The sequence below is a fragment of the Bradyrhizobium sp. 87 genome (genome assembly GCF_023073015.1).
GTDB lineage: Bacteria > Pseudomonadota > Alphaproteobacteria > Rhizobiales > Xanthobacteraceae > Bradyrhizobium > Bradyrhizobium canariense_D.
The window spans coordinates 139,817-157,260 of the sequence record NZ_JADPIQ010000086.1 but is presented as its reverse complement, the minus strand read 5'-3'; the positions used below and the strand labels follow the sequence as shown (position 1 = coordinate 157,260).

The window sequence follows — 17,444 nt, the reverse complement described above, 5'->3', positions numbered from 1 at the left end:
CTACGCCTGCCCGGCCTTGGCGAGCTCGACCTCGACGCGCAGCTCGATCTCGGACAGCACCGAATCCAGGCCGGAATCGCCGGAGGACGATTTCAGGTTCGCCGCAGCGTCACGCAGCCGCATCACGGTCGAGGCGTTGAGCTTGCCGGAGAGGAGCCCCATCTTGAGATCGTCGAGCACGTCGAGCGCGGTCTTTCCGCGCACGACCGAGCGCTTGCGACGCTCGACGGGATCCTCCTCAATGCCTTGCAGCGCGAGCAGCCCGTCGATGTTGGCGGCCGCCTTCGGTGCGGCGGCGCCTCGCGTCTCCGGCGCCGACGAGGTGTCGGGTAGCACGAAGGTGCCTGAGCTCGTCCGCCTGGCCTGGCTGGCCGGCGTTCCAAGCGTGGTGCCGTTCGGTCCGTAGATGCGCATCGGAAGCAATCCGGGTGATCGATGCGCCACATTCGCCGTTTTATGGTTAACGGCCCGTAAACAGCTCGGCAAAATCTGCCGACAGGCGGCAGTTTCGCTCCTCAGGGACAACGCAGGCTGAGGTCGCTCGAAACAGATTTATTCAACCTATTCAGCGACCTACCCCCGCTGCCCCGAGTTGGCACAGTGCTCGCAAGGACAGCGTCGGACCAGCTCGTCATGGGAGTGTCGTGATGGTCCTTTGATTTGAGGAGCCTCGGGGAGCAGAGGATGCCAAGCGTTCGTTGGGTGAGACTTGTGGGGGTGGCCTGCGCCGCGCTGTCAGCGCTGGCGCTCTCGGTCAATTCTGCAAGCGCGACATCGCGCATCAAGGATCTCGCCAACATCGAAGGCGTGCGGCAGAACCAGCTCATCGGCTACGGGCTCGTCGTCGGTCTCAACGGCACCGGCGACACCCTGAACAACATCCCCTTCACCAAGCAGTCGCTGCAAGCGATGCTCGAGCGCATGGGCGTCAACATCCGCGGCGCCACCATCCGCACCGGCAACGTCGCCGCCGTGATGGTGACAGGCAATCTGCCGGCCTTCGCCACCCAGGGCACGCGCATGGACGTCACCGTCTCCGCGCTCGGCGACGCCAAGAATCTCCAGGGCGGCACCCTGCTCGTCACCCCGCTCCTCGGCGCCGACGGCAACGTCTATTCGGTCGCACAGGGCTCGCTCGCGATCTCAGGCTTCCAGGCCGAGGGCGAGGCGGCGAAAATCGTGCGTGGCGTGCCGACCGTCGGACGCATTGTCAACGGTGCCATCATCGAGCGCGAGATCGAATTTGCGCTCAATCGCCTGCCGAACGTCCGGCTTGCGCTGCGCAATGCCGACTTCACCACGGCCAAGCGGATCGCCGCCGCGATCAACGACTATCTCGGCGTCAAGACCGCCGAGCCGATCGACCCATCGACCGTGCAGCTTGCGATCCCGCCGGAGTTCAAGGGTAACGTCGTCGCCTTTCTCACCGAGATCGAGCAGCTCCAGGTCGATCCGGATCTCGCCGCCAAGATCATCATCGACGAACGCAGCGGCATCATCGTGATGGGTCGCGACGTCCGCGTCGCCACCGTTGCGGTCGCACAGGGCAACCTCACCGTCACCATCTCCGAGAGCCCGCAGGTCAGCCAGCCCAACCCGCTGTCGCGGGGGCGGACCGTGGTCGCACCACGCAGCAGCGTCAGCGTCACCGAGGACGGCAAGAAGTTCGCTGTCGTCAAGGACGGCGTCTCGCTTCAGCAGCTCGTCGACGGCCTCAACGGTCTCGGCATCGGCCCGCGCGATCTCATCAGCATCCTGCAGGCGATCAAGGCCGCCGGTGCGATCGAAGCCGACATCGAGGTGATGTGATGCAGACCGGCATGGTCAACACCGCACGCGTCGCCAGCTCCGCCTTCTCGGTAGAGAGCCGCAACGGCCGGCCGGACTTCGATCTCGCCGCGGCACTGCAAAAGGTCTCGCCGAAACAGCAGGCCAAGGCGCAGAAGATCGCCACCGACTTCGAGGCGATGTTCCTCAACAGCATGTTCTCGCAGATGACCTCGGGCCTGAAGGGCGAAGGCCCGTTCGGCGACACGCCTGGTACCGGCGTGTGGCGCTCGATGCTGACCGAGCAATATTCCAAGAACTTCGCCAACGCCGGCGGCGTCGGCATCGCAAGCGACGTATATCGCACCCTGATCATGCAGCAGGCAAAAACGATCCGCACGGCATAAGGTCAAACGAGATGAACCATTTCAACGCCTCGCGTCAGCCCGTGCAAGCGCAGCGCCCGAACACCGCACCCGGCAGCGCCGAGGCGCGCAAGATCGCCGAGCAGTTGATGGATGCGATGAGCGCCCTGCTCGGTCTGATCGAGCGCGAGACCGAGCTCGTGCGCGCCGGCCAAGTCCGCGAGGCGATGACCCTCGAGAGCAAGAAGCAGGAGCTGTCGCGAAACTATGTCGGCGCGGTCACCCAGTTGAAGGCGAACCAAGCCCAGCTCGCCAAATCCGCGCCCGAGCTGCTCTCGACGCTGCATCGGCACCACGATGCATTCCGCGCGATGCTCCAGGTCAACCTCACCGTGCTCGCAACCGCTCACGCCGTGTCGGAGAGCGTCGTGCGCGGCGTCAACGCCGAGATCCAGAAGCGCAACGTGCCGAACACCTATACGGCCGCGGGACGACGCGCCACGCCGGGCCCGCGCCACGTCACGCCGCTCGCGGTCAGCCGCTCGCTCTGAGCGCGCGCAACAACAAGCGACAATTTTATGAAAAACCGCGCGGCAACATCGTCGCGCGGTTAGGCACGTTTCCTTACCGGATGTTCAATCCCGGTGTTCCATGGTTGCGTATTGAGAGGGGTTGGGATTTGACTCACGTGAGGCAACCAGGAGGCTGCCATGAGTACAGATTTCAGCATCAGGCCGGTGGGGATACCGGTTGTCGTGCAGATCGTAGCGACGTCGAATGCGGCGGCGAACGAGGCCGTACAAACCGATCTGCCCGTGAGCCAGACAGTGGCCGCTGGCGAGGCGAGCCCGCCTGCACGCAATGATTTGCGAAGCAACGAGAACGTCTCACGCCAGGTCGTGTTCGACCAGGCGGCGGCGTCGTTCGTCTTCCAGGTCGTCAACGACAGGACCGACGCGGTGGTCAACCAGTTCCCCGACGAAGCAATGCTGCGCCGGCGGGCCTATTTCCATGCGCAGGATTTGAAATCCGAGCCCTCGCGTCCGGCCAGCACGGACCGCAGCGCCTGACAATCAGGCGTCGAGCGTCGCAACGGCAACATCGAGATCGCTCGAACCGGTCGCGGGACCGGTGACGACGTTCCTGATCTGCGTCTTGCCGGTATCCGTCAGCATGAATTTGGTGTTGCCGAAGAAACGAGCCGTGCTCGATCACGGACGGCCGGACAGACCAGCGGCGATATTGCGGTTGATCTCGATCAGCGGACGGAAGTGATCGAACTGCGGGCTCATCTGCAGTGCGGCGGTCTGGCTCAGCACGAACACGCTGATGTTGGCGATCTTCTGCCGGACGTCGATCGGCTGCGGATTGTTCTCGCGCATGGCCTCGCTCAGGAAAATCGTCCAGAGCTTGCGATTGAACATCAGGGCCTGCGTGGTCTGCTCGCTGAACGGCTCGGCGCTGTTGATCGCATCCTGAAGCTTGTTCGCGGCCTTGAGCAGGGTCTGCGCTTCGATGTCGCGAGGAGATGCGGTGGTCGTTGCAACACGCGCGTAGGCCGAGGCAGCGGAATTCGACATCAATCACACCCTGGAGGTTACCTAGCCCGTTGAACGCGCTTAAGGATTTCTTTCCCGACCCTAGGCAGCACCGCTTAAGATTTGCTTACGTGAGTGCTTGGAAGGGCTCCGGATAAATACGGGCCCGGAGTCCTTCGTCGTGAAGCTAGATGCGCGGATGCATGCTGTAAACACGCTTCCATGATGCGCATCAATCTCGGCTAATCCTGCCTTACCGATCTCAATGAAAACGGCGGAGCATGAGCCCCGCCGCGATATTCCGATTCAGTATCTTGCGCTGCGAGATTAGCGGAGCAGCTGCAGCACACTCTGCTGCGACTGGTTGGCCAGCGACAGCGCGGAGACCGCGATTGACTGGCGGGTCGACAGCGCCTGGCTGTTGGCCGCTTCCTCGTTGGTGTCGGCGAGCGTCAGGTTGGATGAGCCGGTCTGCAGCACGTTGATCAAGTTCTTCGAGAAATCCTGGCGCACCTGCACGATCGAGAGGTTGGAGCCGAGCGCGGAACCTTCCGAGCGCAGCGTGCTCGAGGCCGCGTTCAGGCTCGTCAGCACCTTGTTGGTTGCGCCGTTGTCGATGAAGTCCGTGCCGGGGACGAGATTGCTGAGGCCGAGACCCGCTGCGTTGAACACCACGCCATTGATGCCGAGCGTCGAGCTGCCGGTCTCGTTGAAGACCAGCTTCAGCGTGTCGCCGTTCAGCAGGTTGACGCCGTTGAAGGAGGAGTCCTGCGAGGTCGTGTCGATCTGCGCCAGGATGTTGTTGAACTGGCTGACCAGACCGGAGCGCGCCGTCTGTGCGACGGGATCCTGGATCGGGGGCTGTGCGGTGGTGAAGGCGAGCACGCCGGTGAGCGTACCGCCGACCGCGCCGCCCGCGGCCGTTGCACCGAGTGTCGAAGAGGCGTATTCGTTGACGGTGGTGACGGTCAGCACGCCGTTGGCGTCGATCGTCGCCGTCAGATGGTTGGCCTGAAGCTGCACGTTGAGCTGGTCGAGCGTCTTGACCGTGCCGTTGGTGCCGTCACCGAAGGTGACGTTCACCGGCGTGCCGCCGTTGAACGAGCTGAAGGTGAGCGTCTTGCCGCTGACGCCGCCAACGCCGGAGGTGCGCGCCGCGCTGAAGGCGGTCGCCGTTCCGGTGTTGCCGCTGAGACCGAATGCGGCGAGCGCATTGCCGGTGCCGGTGATCGAGAGGTCGGCGTTGATGCCGGTCGAGAGCGCCAGCTGGCCGCTGGTATTGACCGACGACGGGATCTGGCCCGCGGTGGTCGCGAGCGTCGCAGCACCCAGGAAGATGCTGGCGGTCTTCACACCGGTGGCCAGGTCGATCGAATTGAGCAGGTCGGTCAGCGTCGCGCTCTGCAGATAGACGGTCGAGTTGCCGTTGCCGTCGGTGACGATGTTGCCGTTGACGCCGCCCGAGGTCACGCTCGTCGCCGATTGGGGCGTCTCGGCGTTCTTGAAGGTAATGGTGTGGCCGTCGATGTTCAGCGTGGAGCCATCCTTGACCAGCGATCCAAGCGATCCGGCAGTCGTGGAACGGGCCGCGGAGACGCTGGCGTTGCCCGCACCGGTCGCCGACGTCACGCCGAGAGCCTTGAGGAAGTCGGCCTTGCCGGTCACGCTCAGGTCTGCGCCGGTCGAGCTCTTCAACGTCACGATGCCGGTGCCGGCAACGGACGATGCGGTCTGGGCCGTACCGACAGGTGGCGCGCCGCTGGTGCCGCTCACCGTAATGGTCGCTGCGCCGGCGCTGATTGCCGCGCTCTTGACGCCACTTGCGAGGTCGATCGCGCTAAGGACGTCGTTGACCGTGGCCTTGGGCGCAGCGGCCGTCCCCATATAGACGATCGAATTGCCGGTACCGTCGGTTGCGATGTTGCCGCTGGCATCGAGCCCCCAGCCGGTCGGCTGCGTCGAAGGCGCCCCGCCGGTGCGGAAGGTCACGGTCTTGCCGTTGACGGTGATCGAGTCGCCGTCCGCCGGTGATGAGCCGAATGTCGTGGCGGGCGTAGAACCGAGAAGAGTGTCGGTGCCGACGAGGTTGGTGGCGCCGTCCGCAGCCTTGGCGGCCGCGCCGGTCAAGGTGCCTGCGGTCGATCCGAGCGACGCACCGAGCGAGGCGCCCGACGTGACGGGCGTCACGCCACCGGGCGCGCCGGTATAAAGCACGTTGCTGTTGGCGGTCGCGCTCGCATAGGAAGTCGTGCCGCGCAGATCGGCGGGCGTCGCACCGGGAATTGTGGTGGAGACGTTCGATTTGGTGGAATAGCCGACCGTGGTCTGTAACGCCTGGTTGGCGATCGATTTCGCGCTGTCGATCAGCTTCTGCAGCGAGGTGATGCCGGTGTTGGCGGCCTGGAGCACCTGCACACCGTTGTTGATGCCATCCAGCAGGTTGCCGATGTCACTCGCCCGGTTGTCCAACCCCTGGGCCGTGAAGAAGTTGGTGGGATTGTCGAGGGCTGTGTTGACCTTCTTGCCGGTCGACAGCCGCTCCTGCGTCGTGGCCAGCAAGTCGGCCGTCGACTGCAGCGACAACAGGTTCTGGCGAACGGACGCCGAGAGAACGATGTTGGACATTGGCAGGTCTTCCTCTTGAACCGGATACGAATCGGCCGCGCGGGTCTGAAAGCGGGCTTACGTCCAGTCTTAGGGCCTGTCCTTTAATGTATGGTTAACGCCGGTTTAAGGGACAGGGTTAATGCGCGGTTAGCGCCCCCTTCCCGCCCGCGCTTCGCGCCAATAAAAAAAGGCGGGGCCGAAGCCCCGCCGCTCTATTTCTTCTTGTAATTTCAATTGCTTATTAGCGGAGCAGCTGAAGCACACTCTGCTGCGAGGTGTTGGCCAGCGACAGCGCCGAGACCGCGATGGACTGGCGGGTCGAGAGCGCCTGACTGTTGGCCGCTTCAGTGTTGGTGTCGGCCAGGGTCAGGTTGGACGAGCCGGTCTGCAGCACGTTGATCAGGTTCTTGTTGAAATCCTGACGGATCTGCACGACCGAGAGGTTCGAGCCGAGCGCCGAGGCCTCCGACCGCAGCGTGCTGGACGCGGCATTCAGGTTGGTCAGCACCTTGTTGGTGGCAGCGTTGTCGATGAAGTCGACACCGCTGGTCAACGCGGCGAGTCCCAGACCCTTCGAGTTGTAGGTCACGCCGGTGATGTTCAGGCTCGACTTGGCGGTCTCGTCGAACACCAGCTTGAGCTGGTCGCCGTTCAACAGGTTCACGCCGTTGAACGAGGAGTCCTGCGAGGTCGTGTCGATCTGATTCAGAATGTTGTTGTACTGGCTGACAAGGTTCGCACGTGCCGTCTGCGCCACTGCGTCCTGCACCGGCGTAGATGCCGTCGAGAACGTCAGCGACGAGGTGAGCGTGCCGCCGATTGCACCGCCGGCCGTGGTGGAACCAAGCGTCGAAGATGCGTAGTCGTTGGACGCAGTGACCGTGAGCTGGCCGTTGGCGTCGATCGTGGCTGACAGGTTGTTGGCCTGCAGCTTCGTGTTGAGCTGATCGAGCGTCTTGACCGTGCCGTTGGTGCCGTCGCCGAAGGTGACGTCGACTGCCGTACCACCGTTGAAGGAGGAGAAGGTCAGGGTCTTGCCGCTGATGCCGCCGACGCCGGAGGTGCGGGCCGCGCTAAACGCAGTGGCGCTGCCGGTGTTGCCGGCGAGGCCGAACACGGCGAGCGCATTGCCCGACCCGGTGATCGACAGGTCGGCATTGACGCCGGTGGACAGCTTGAGCTGGCCGGAGGCATTGATCGACGAGTTGGCTTGGCCGGTTGCCGTCGCGAGCGTACCGCCACCGCTGCCGTTGAGCGTGAAGGTCTGCACACCGGTCGCAAAGTCGATCGCCTTCAGCACGTCGGCAACCGAACCGGCCTGCAGATAGACCGTCGAATTGCCGTTGCCGTCGGTCAGGACGTTACCGGTGGCACCGAAACCGCTCGGAACCGCCGGAGCGTTGGTCGAGCCCGGGATCGGCGCATTCCTGAAAGTGATGACGTGACCGTCGACGTTCAGCGTTGCGCCGTCCTGGATCAGTGACCCTAGCGAGCCGGCCGCCGTCGTGCGCGTAACAGTGAAGACGGCATTGCCGCCACCGGTCGCACTGGTGAGGCCCAACCCCTTGAGGAAGTCGGCCTTGCCGGTGATGCTGAGGTCGGCACCGGTCGAGCTCTTGATCGTCGCGATACCGGCGGCGATGGACGAAGGGGTCGCGCCGGTCGCCGCGCCGAAGGTCGCAACTCCGGTGGTGCTGATCGAAGCGGTCTGCACTCCGCTGGCAAGGTCGACCGCGGTCAGGAGGTCGTTGACCGTGGCGAGTGGCGTGCCGGTGGTGCCGAGATAAACGGTCGAATTGCCGTTGCCGTCCGTGAGGACCGTACCGCCCGAATTGACACCCGAACCGCTGGGGATCGACGTGCTGGTCGGCGCAGTGCCGGCGCGGAAGGTGATCGTGTGGCCGTTCACGGTGAGCGTGTCGCCGTCAGCCGGGGACGTACCGGCAACGGTCGCAGCACCGGCCGCACCGATCAGGGTCGCGGTGCCGGCCAGGTTGGTCGTAGTGTCGGCGGCCTTCACTGCCGCGGCAGCCGAGAAGCTGCCCTGGGCAGCGCTACCAAGCAACGAAGTCGAAGCCGCGGCGGTGGTGCCGCCGGCCGTACCCGTGTAGAGCACATTGCTGGATGCAGTGGCGCTGGCATAAGACGTCGTGCCACGCAGATCCGCAGCCGTCGCACCCGCGATCGTGGTGGAGACGTTGGACTTGGTGGAGTACCCGACGGTGGTCTGCAGCGCCTGGTTGGCGATCGACTTCGCGCTGTCGATCAGCTTCTGCAGCGAGGTCAGGCCGGTGTTGGCGGCCTGCAGCACCTGCACGCCGTTGGCGATACCATCGAGCAGATTGTTGATGTCGCTGGCGCGGTTGTCGAGCGACTGCGCGGTGAAGAAGTTAGTGGGATTGTCCAGAGCCGAGTTGACGCTCCTGCCGGTCGACAGACGGTTCTGTGTGGTGGCGAGGAGGTCGGCGGTGGACTGGAGAGAGAGCAGGTTCTGGCGAACCGACGTGGAGAGAACAATTCCGGACATAACTCTTACCCTTCTGGTTTACGCGTCTTCGTTCGATCGCTTCGGATCGAGTGACAGGGACAGCGTGCCGCGACATGGCTAAGAAAGGGTGAAATGAGACTCGCTCGTATAAGCGCCGGTTCACCATAAGTCGGCGGCAGGCGTTGGCAGAGCTTGAAATCCGACTGAATTTACTGGCGATTTTTCGTGCTTACGCTCCATTAACCATAACCGCGGGTTACTTTTCGGGACAACGTGAGGGCCCGCAAACACTGGCGCAAAAAGAAAACGGCGGGGCCGAAGCCCCGCCGCTCTATCTATCTTGCGATGTCGTCCGCGATTTAGCGGAGCAACTGCAGCACGCTCTGCTGCGACTGGTTGGCCAGCGAAAGCGCGGAGACCGCGATCGACTGGCGGGTCGACAGCGCCTGGCTGTTGGCCGCTTCGGTGTTGGTGTCGGCCAGGGTCAGGTTGGACGAACCGGTCTGCAGCACGTTGATCAGGTTCTTGTTGAAGTCCTGACGAACCTGCACGATGGTCAGGTTCGAACCGAGCGCCGAGGCCTCCGAACGCAGCGTGCTGGACGCGGTGTTCAAATTGGTCAGCACCTTGTTGGTGGCAGCGTTGTCGATGAAGTCGACACCGCTGGTCAACGCGGCGAGGCCCAGACCCTTAGAGTTGTAGGTCACGCCGGTGATGCTCAGGCTCGACTTGGCGGTCTCGTCGAACACCAGCTTGAGCTGATCGCCGTTCAACAGGTTCACGCCGTTGAACGAGGAGTCCTGCGCAGTCGAGTCGATCTGCTGCAAGATATTGTTGTACTGATTGACCAGGTTGGACCGGGATGTCTGGGCAACCGCGTCCTGAGTGGGCGTGGAAGCCGTCGAGAAGGTCAGCGACGAGGTGAGCGTACCGCCGATCGAACCACCCGCTACACTCGAGCCGAGCGTAGAAGACGCGTAGTCGTTGGTGGCCGAGATCGTGAGCAGGCCGTTGGCGTCGATCGTGGCCGACAGGTTGTTGGCCTGAAGCGCGGTGTTGAGCTGATCGAGCGTCTTGACCGTACCGTTGGTGCCGTCGCCCAAGGTGACATTGACCGCCGTGCCGCCGTTGAAGGAGGAGAAGGTCAGGGTCTTGCCGCTGATGCCGCCGACACCGGAGTTGCGAGCCGCGGTGAACGCGGTGGCGCTGCCGGTGTTGCCGGCGAGGCCGAGCGCCGCCAGTGCGTTGCCGGTGCCGGTGACCGACAGGTCGGCATTGACGCCGGTGGACAGCTTGAGCTGGCCGGAGGCGTTGATCGACGAGGCGATCTGGCCGGTTGCCGTCGCGAGCGTACCGCCACCGCTGCCGTTGAGCGTGAAGGTCTGCACACCGGTCGCAAAGTCGACCGCCTTCAGCACGTCGGCAACCGAACCGGCCTGCAGATAGACCGTCGAATTGCCGTTGCCGTCGGTCAGGACGTTACCGCTGGCACCGAAGCCGCTCGGAACCGCCGGAGCGTTTGTCGAGCCGGGGATCGGCGCGTTCTTGAAGGTGATGACGTGACCGTTGACGTTCAGCGTCGAACCGTCCTGGATCAACGAACCCAGCGAGCCGCCCGCCGTCGTGCGCGTGACGTTCAGCGTCGCGTTGCCGCTACCCGTTGCGCTGGTGAGACCCAGGCCCTTGAGGAAGTCGGCCTTGCCGGTGATGCTGACGTCGGCACCGGTCGAGCTCTTGATCGTCGCGATACCGGCGGCGATGGACGAACCGGTTGCGCCGGTAGCCGCGCCGAAGGTTGCGACACCGCTGCTGTTGATCGAAGCGGTCTGCACTCCGCTGGCAAGGTCGACCGCGGTCAGCAGGTCGTTGACCGTGGCGAGCGGCGTACCGGTGGTGCCGAGGAAGACCGTTGAGTTGCCGCTGCCGTCGGTGAGGACGGTACCGCCCGAGTTGACGCCCGAACCGCTCGGGATCGACGTACCGGTCGGCGCAATGCCGGCGCGGAAGGTGATCGTGTGGCCATTGACGGTGAGCGTGTCGCCGTCAGCCGGGGACGTACCGGCAACGGTCGCAGCACCGGCCGCACCGATCAGGGTCGCGGTACCGACCAGGTTGGTCGTAGTGTCGGCCGCCTTCACTGCCGCGGCAGCCGTGAAGCTGCCCTGGGCAGCGCTGCCCAGCGTCGAAGACGAGGTCGCAGCGGTCGTGCCGCCGGCAGCGCCGCTATACAGCACGTTGCCGAGCGCGCTCGAGCTTGCATACGAGGTGGTGCCGCGCAGATCCGAAGCCGTCGCACCCGAGATCGTGGTGGAGACGTTGGACTTGGTGGAGTAACCGACGGTGGTCTGCAGCGCCTGGTTGGCGATCGACTTCGCAGAGTCGATCAGCTTCTGCAGCGAGGTGATGCCGGTGTTGGCAGCCTGCAGCACCTGCACGCCGTTGGCGATGCCGTCGAGCAGATTGTTGATGTCGCTGGCGCGGTTGTCGAGCGACTGTGCGGTGAAGAAGTTGGTGGGATTGTCCAGGGCCGAGTTGACGCTCTTGCCCGTCGACAGACGGCTCTGCGTGGTGGCGAGGAGGTCGGCGGTGGACTGGAGGGAGAGGAGGTTCTGACGAACCGAAGAGGAGAGAACGATACCGGACATTAGGTGTTACCTTTCTGGTAAACGACGCTTACTGTTACGCGTCTGCATGGATCGAGTGACCCAGCGACCGGCGGACCGTGGGGCGGAGTCCTCTAACGAAACATGAAATGAAATCGGCGCTTTTGCTGAGTCGGCGCGCGATTCGGCCCATTCGCACACCCGCGACGCCACGCAGCCGGGCGATTTCGGCCTTGAAATGATTGAGTTTTTCCGCAGCATCGGCCGGGATTTACAACTCGTTAACTAGTCTTGATGGAGTATTGCGCCCTGACCCGCCGCAACACACGCTCGGTTACGAAAGCGTTGATGGAGAACAGGCATGGCCCTCAAGGTCGAGCTCAGACCGCACGAACGCATCATCGTCGGTAACTGCGTAATAACCAACACCGACCAGCGCGCCCGCCTTCTGATCGACGGCGACAACGTGCCGATCCTGCGCGAGCGCGACATCCTCACACCGGAGACCGCCGACTCGCCCGCCAAGCTCGTCTATCTGGCGGTCCAGCTCATGTACATCTCGCCGGATCCGCAGACCCAGCACGGCACCTATTTCAACCTGGTGCGCGACATCGTCACCGCGGTGCCGAGCTCCTGGCCGATCATCGAAGGCATCAACAACAACATCCTCAACGGCGACCTCTATCGCGCACTGAAGGATGCCCGCAAGCTGATCGCCTATGAGGAGAAGCTGCGCGGCCAGTTCGAGGCCACCCATCCCAAGGCCGAAGCGGACAAAGACGACGTCAGCACCGCCGCCTGATCGCGTTCGCGGGCCCACGCCGCGCGAACGACCGGCCTGAAACGACAACGGCCCCGGATCGTCTCCGGGGGCCGTTGTCGTTTCAGACATGCATCGAGCTACTGTGCCGCGAGCGGCGGCGCCTCGACCTCGATCACTCCCCCGCTCCGGCGTCCGCCGAATTCCAGCACGGCCGCGACCAGCGCGTCGATGTCGGACTCGTTGGTACGGTGATTGACGATCGCGGCGCGGATCGCAAACCTGCCGTCCAGCGTCGTGCTCGAGGGCGCCGCGATACCGGACTCCTGGATGTCGGCAACGATCTCGCGATTGACCTCGTCGGCGGCGCGGTAACGGAAGCAGACGATGTTGAGATTGACCGGTGCCAGCAATTCCAGCCGCGGCTCAGCGAGAACGCGCGTCTCCAGGTATTTCGCCAGCGCACAGCTTCGCGCGATCACCGCACCAAGCCGATCGGTGCCGAACGTCTTCAGCGTGAACCACGTCTTCAGCGCACGGAAGCCACGCGACAGATCGGGGCCGAGATCGCAGGGCCAGATCGCGCCGGCCGCAAGTCCCCTCGCCTCGCGGCGCAGATAGGCCGCGGGCTGCGCAAAGGCCTGCCGATGCTGCTCGCCGTCGCGCACCAGCAGGAAGCCGGCATCATAAGGCACTTGTCCCCATTTGTGGAAGTCCAGCGCAATGGAATCTGCAAGCTCGATGCCGCCCAGCAGCGGCGCAAGTTCGGGCGACAGGATCGCGAGCGCACCGAAGGCTCCATCGACGTGAAACCAGATTCTCTCCTGGCGGCACAGCTGCGCGATCGCCTTGAGATCGTCGACCGCGCCGATATCGACCGTACCGGCGGATGCGACGACCAGGAACGGTTTGAAGCCAACCTCGCGATCGATCGCGATCTGCGCACGTAGCGCGGCAACGTCCATGCGATGATCGGCATCGACACCGATCTTGCGCAGCGCGTCGGTGCCGAGCCCGGCGATGTCCATCGCCCTCGAGACGCAGCCATGCGCGGCCTGCGACGTATAGGCGGTGAGAAGCGCACCGTCATTGCCGATGCCGTACTGCCGCGCCAGCGTGCCGAGCGCGCTCGTACGTGCCACCAGTACTGCCATCAGATTCGCCATGGACGTGCCCGTGACGAAGATGCCGCTCGCGCTTTCCGGGAAGGCGAGCAGACGGCGCATCCAGTCGACAACCTGGCGTTCGACCTCGATCGGCATATGGTCGCGGCCGCCGAGATTGGCGTTGAGGCCTGCCGCGAGCATTTCCGCGACCATGCCGACCGCGGTGCCGCCGCCATGCACCCAGCCCATGAAACCGGGATGGACGTTCCCGGTCGCATAGGGCGCGACATGTTCGGAGAAGTCGCGATAGACGTCGGCGAGATCGCTCGCCTCGCGTGGCACGTCGGCCTTGAATGCCGCACGAACGCCGTCGGGGATCGGCTGCCACACCGGACGCGCGCGAACGCTGGCGATGCCGTCGATCGTCTCGTCAAGCATGCGATGGGCGAGCGCGCGAAATTCGCTCCAGTCCTGCGGATCGAGCGAAGTGTGCGTGACGGAGCTTTGCGCGTTGCGGATGATCTCGTTCATGCTGCACTCTCCTCACCCGCTCTTGCATGCCGCGACAGCATCGCCGTGAACGCCGCGAAGATCTTGCGCATCTGCGGTGGCTTGTACGGAAACACGGCCGGCGGATCCATGTTGTGCACGACGGCGGTGTTGTCGGCTTCGAAGACCAGCAGCTCGCGGTTCTGGTTCTCGGCGCAATCGACGATGAAGTAATCGAGGCCGACGCGCCTGCTCATTTCGTCGAGCGCGATTTTGTGGCGCGCCGCGAAGGCATGGTCGAAGTCGAGCATGAAGACGGCTTCCTCGGCCCGCTTCTCCTCGCTGAACGCCATGAAGGCGTTGAGATACCAGATGTCCCAGCGATCGGCGATCGCCATGTGACAGGCATAGGGTTTGCCGTCGACCATGGCGAGACGATATTTGCGGTAGAGTCCGTCGGAACTCGCATAGTCGACGAAGCGCGCAACGAAGAAGTCCTGCTCTTGCCGCTCGGCAAGATAAGCCGCGAGCGCCACCGCGTCGTCGAGCTTGGCAAGCCCGACGCCGGCATGCGTACCGCGCGGCCGCACGATCATTGGAAAGCGCAGTTCGCCCGTGATCTCCTCGCAAACGATCCTGCCTCGCGAAAGCTCCGACAATTGCGCACGCGTCGTGGGGGCGGTCACGGGAATGTCGAGGCCGGGCACGCCCGTCAGCAGACGATACAGCTTGTCGCGATCGAGATTGCCAATGAGATCGGGACGATTGAGCAGCGGCTTCGGCCAGTGCGGCGCGGCCTTCTCGATCAGCGCGAGCGCCTCCCGGCACTCCTCGGAATCGGATGCGATCACGATGGCGACGTCGTGCTCGGGCAGAGTCTCCGGCAGGCCGACGCCCTTGACAACGTAGAGCGTCAACAGCTCGATGTCGGAATCTTCAAGCAGGAAGTCGATCGGCGTGTTGCCGCCCATGTCGATATCGGCGGCGAGCGCGAGCACGCGCAGGCGGGGTTTTGGAGCCGCGCAAGGCGTACGAAACAATTGGTGGAAGGAGAGCACCTCGGTCTGGATCACCAGCCCAGCCTCCTTCTCGCCGAGAAGCTGGGCAATCAGCGAGAGATCGAGGCCTTCGCCGGCCTCCGCCGTTCCCTCCTCGATCCGCGCCAGCAGCCGCTCGCGCAACGGATGCAGGTCACCGCCCTCGAAGGCGCGGCGCGTCAACTGCGCAAAGCCGATGCGGTCGGCATAGGTCGGCGCGGTCACGCCGCTCGGCGCGGAAACTGGATGTTGCATCTCACACCTCGAACGCGGACTTTGCCGGCACGGCCGCAACCGCGCCACGGTCAAGCAGCAGCTCGATCTTCACCAGCACATGGGCGATGCGATCGAGAACGTGCTGCACATTGCGTTGCGCCTGCATTGTATTCGGCGACCATGCCTCGGTCACCAATCGTGCGCCGACGCAGAGGCGCAACACGGCCTGCGGCGCACCGTCCTGCCGCTCCAGTCGGACCGGCTGGCCGATGAGACAGCGCTGGGCGGCCACTTGCCGGTCTGCCACGCTGCCGCTGATCTCCTCGGCCATGTCGCACGCCAGCGCCCGATGCACGGCGCTGGTCTCGGCGAGCGAGACCGGCTTGCCGCCGCGCAGCAGCGTGAACGGAAAGATCGTGGTTTGCGCGAACTCCTCGTCGTCCGCGCCGGACTTCTCGATCGCGGTGGGAACGGCACGAAGCGACGGCGACAACGCGATCATGCTGTCGATGCCGGCTGCAAGCTCGGCCAGCATCCTGGCGCGGAAAGCCCTGGGCACGGCGTAGTAGCTGCCGATCTCGGCCAGCGCGGCCTCCCAGCGCAGCCATTGACCGAAATTCGGCCGGCGCTCGAACCGCGAGCGCAGCATCGTCCACGCCACCGGCCAGTCGCAGCGGCCGGCATAATCGAAGATGCCAGGCGCGATCCCGCCCATCCGGTCGATCGACCGCGACAGGCCTTTCGGCAGCAGCAGCGCACCGCTGAAGGCCGGTCCGCCGAAAAATTTCGAGCCGGTGATCAGCACCATGTAACCACGGTCGAGATAGGCTCGCAGCCGCCGGCGACCGAGCCGCGCCTGACAGGCATCGACGACAATTTGAACCTTGCGCGGCCAGCGCCGCGCGATCTCGTCGCGACACGCCTCGCTTGGGGCACGCCAACCGAGTTTTGACGAATCCATGATCTGCAACAAAACGCGCCGGCCTTGCGCGAGGCTGGTCTCGACCGCATGCAGCACCGCGGCATCGGCATCGGTGCGCATCGCAATGCCGGCCGCCATGTCGATCAGCGGCACCGCAATGCTGTCGCCGGCGAGCCCCGTCACCGCGCCGTCCTTGCGCACGGCCATGCCGCCTGCCGTCATCGTGCTGAAATGGTGGCCGCGTGCAGTATGCGGCGTCCCGCTTCCGGTCTGGTCGGCGCCGACCACGATCGTCACCGGCGCCGCGCCGAGCACCGCGCGCGCTACGAACAGGGCGTGAAGCTGGGAGTCCGTGCCGGACGGCGAGAACACGACGTCGATCCGCGACGAGAGCGCAAGGTGGCCGCGCAGCTCCTCGCGCATGTCCTCGCAGCGGGCGTCGAAGGCGATTTCGACCTCGTCGAACAGGCATTTGTGCATCAGCTCTTCGCGCGCCAGCGCGGCGCGGTCGTAGGCCATCTGCGAGATCATCGATGCGGTCGCGGAGGCGAAATTCCAGAGCTCCGGCTCCGGCGAAGCCGCGCAGCCGTAGGCGTTGACACGGTAGTTCGGATCGAGCGCCAGCCGCGGATCTCCGCCGGAGGCGAGCAGCGTATCCAGTGGTGTGAAGAGATCGCGCAGACGATAGCGCGAGCCGCCGTCGGACGCGCGCTCGCTGGCTGACAGACGGGATGCGCCGGCGCTCATCCCGAAAGGCTCACGCCGCATCGGCCGCCGCCGCGGGCGCCGGTGCGAATTGCGAGGTGATGTCGCCGTGGAACACCGACGGTCCGACGTGATCGAGCGAGCTCTCGATGTCGGCCCAGATCTCACCGCCGATATCAGTCCAGCGCTTGCAGAAGGCGAAGTCCTCGGACAGATAGGTGCCGGTCGCCGCATCGATTATGCATTCGAACAAGGCAAACCGGTTGTGGCTCGCCGCCAGCGTATCGTGCGAATGCTCGTGGAAGAATTGCAGGGCCGCGTAGTCCGGATGGCGGCACATCGCCTCCAGCACGGAGCGCCGGATCATCAGGAAGCCGGTGCCGGCGTAGCGCACGCGGGTGAAGCCGTTCACTACCACGATGCGGTCGGGGTCCTCGATCTCGAGCACGTAGTCGAGCGATGCGGCCGGCACGTCGGCGCGGCCGGACTGGATCGCCCGCGCGGCCTTGTCCCAGTTGATCCGCTTGATTGGATAACAGCCGGCGACGACGTCCGCGCCGCACTCGATCAGCCGGAACACCTGCTCCGGCTTGAAGCCGATGTCGGCATCGATGAATAGGAAGTGCGTCGCTTCGGGATCGTCCAGGAACATCGCGGCCAGATTGGCCCGCGCGCGCGTGATCAGCGCATCGCCGTCGCGCAGCAGCACCTTGAGCGCGAGATTGGCCATGCCGTGCACGGCGCGCTGAAGCGCGAAGATCGAGCTCGCATAGATGCTCGTCACCTGCCCACCGAAACATGGCGTGGCCACCACCAGTTTCATCTTCTCCGACATCGTCAG

Annotated in this window: 14 protein-coding genes; 5 read left to right on the top strand and 9 right to left on the bottom strand. The window is 64.5% G+C overall.

The window, feature by feature from the left end; genetic code table 11:
- Complete coding sequence (locus IVB50_RS21530) at window positions 1-414, bottom strand: flagellar assembly protein FliX (protein ID WP_247297193.1); 414 nt, start codon at window positions 412-414, stop codon at window positions 1-3.
- A gap of 270 nt (window positions 415-684) precedes the next feature.
- Here IVB50_RS21530 and IVB50_RS21525 point away from each other — a divergent pair, with 270 nt between their 5' ends.
- From IVB50_RS21525 to IVB50_RS21510, 4 genes are all read left to right on the top strand, one after another.
- On the top strand, window positions 685-1,809 hold the full coding sequence (locus IVB50_RS21525) for a flagellar basal body P-ring protein FlgI (RefSeq protein ID WP_026233176.1): 1,125 nt from the start codon (window positions 685-687) through the stop codon (window positions 1,807-1,809).
- Complete coding sequence (flgJ, locus tag IVB50_RS21520; protein WP_204511741.1) at window positions 1,809-2,174, top strand: flagellar assembly peptidoglycan hydrolase FlgJ; 366 nt, start codon at window positions 1,809-1,811, stop codon at window positions 2,172-2,174. The genes IVB50_RS21525 and flgJ overlap by 1 nt, the downstream gene beginning before the upstream one ends.
- Before the next feature lie 11 nt (window positions 2,175-2,185).
- Window positions 2,186-2,683 (top strand): hypothetical protein, encoded by a 498-nt coding sequence (locus IVB50_RS21515; RefSeq protein WP_247297192.1) that lies wholly within the window; start codon window positions 2,186-2,188, stop codon window positions 2,681-2,683.
- A 159-nt stretch (window positions 2,684-2,842) separates the two neighbouring features.
- The gene (locus IVB50_RS21510; RefSeq protein WP_247297190.1) at window positions 2,843-3,202 is read left to right on the top strand and encodes a hypothetical protein; all 360 of its coding nucleotides are present in this window, start codon (window positions 2,843-2,845) and stop codon (window positions 3,200-3,202) included.
- A gap of 141 nt (window positions 3,203-3,343) precedes the next feature.
- Here IVB50_RS21510 and flaF read toward each other — a convergent pair whose 3' ends face one another.
- The 4 genes from flaF to IVB50_RS21490 all read right to left on the bottom strand — a co-directional run bounded on the left by flaF (window position 3,344) and on the right by IVB50_RS21490 (window position 11,410).
- Window positions 3,344-3,712 (bottom strand): flagellar biosynthesis regulator FlaF, encoded by a 369-nt coding sequence (gene flaF, locus IVB50_RS21505; protein WP_007612319.1) that lies wholly within the window; start codon window positions 3,710-3,712, stop codon window positions 3,344-3,346.
- Window positions 3,713-3,997: 285 nt separating this feature from the next.
- Entirely contained in the window at window positions 3,998-6,295 is a 2,298-nt protein-coding gene (locus IVB50_RS21500; RefSeq protein WP_247297189.1) for a DUF1522 domain-containing protein, read from the bottom strand.
- Window positions 6,296-6,518: 223 nt separating this feature from the next.
- Window positions 6,519-8,804, bottom strand: coding sequence for a DUF1522 domain-containing protein (locus tag IVB50_RS21495; protein ID WP_247297188.1), 2,286 nt, complete (start codon window positions 8,802-8,804; stop codon window positions 6,519-6,521).
- A gap of 320 nt (window positions 8,805-9,124) precedes the next feature.
- A complete protein-coding gene (locus IVB50_RS21490) occupies window positions 9,125-11,410 on the bottom strand; it encodes a DUF1522 domain-containing protein (protein WP_247297187.1) in 2,286 nt (761 codons plus the stop codon).
- A gap of 319 nt (window positions 11,411-11,729) precedes the next feature.
- Between IVB50_RS21490 and flbT the strand changes: the two genes are divergently transcribed.
- Complete coding sequence (flbT, locus tag IVB50_RS21485; protein WP_027566886.1) at window positions 11,730-12,170, top strand: flagellar biosynthesis repressor FlbT; 441 nt, start codon at window positions 11,730-11,732, stop codon at window positions 12,168-12,170.
- Window positions 12,171-12,268: 98 nt separating this feature from the next.
- On the opposite strand, the gene IVB50_RS21480 is transcribed toward flbT, so the two are convergent.
- From IVB50_RS21480 to IVB50_RS21465, 4 genes are read right to left on the bottom strand one after another with little or no spacing between them, the layout of a single operon-like run.
- A complete protein-coding gene (locus IVB50_RS21480) occupies window positions 12,269-13,765 on the bottom strand; it encodes an aspartate aminotransferase family protein (RefSeq protein ID WP_247297181.1) in 1,497 nt (498 codons plus the stop codon).
- Window positions 13,762-15,015 (bottom strand): hypothetical protein, encoded by a 1,254-nt coding sequence (locus tag IVB50_RS21475; RefSeq protein WP_247297179.1) that lies wholly within the window; start codon window positions 15,013-15,015, stop codon window positions 13,762-13,764. The genes IVB50_RS21480 and IVB50_RS21475 overlap by 4 nt, the downstream gene beginning before the upstream one ends.
- Window position 15,016: 1 nt before the next feature.
- A complete protein-coding gene (locus IVB50_RS21470; RefSeq protein ID WP_247297176.1) occupies window positions 15,017-16,666 on the bottom strand; it encodes a hypothetical protein in 1,650 nt (549 codons plus the stop codon).
- Window positions 16,656-17,438: a hypothetical protein gene (locus IVB50_RS21465; protein WP_247297174.1), complete on the bottom strand. Its 783-nt coding sequence runs from the start codon at window positions 17,436-17,438 to the stop codon at window positions 16,656-16,658. Before IVB50_RS21465 ends, IVB50_RS21470 begins: the two co-directional genes overlap by 11 nt.
- Between the last annotated feature and the right edge of the window lie 6 nt (window positions 17,439-17,444).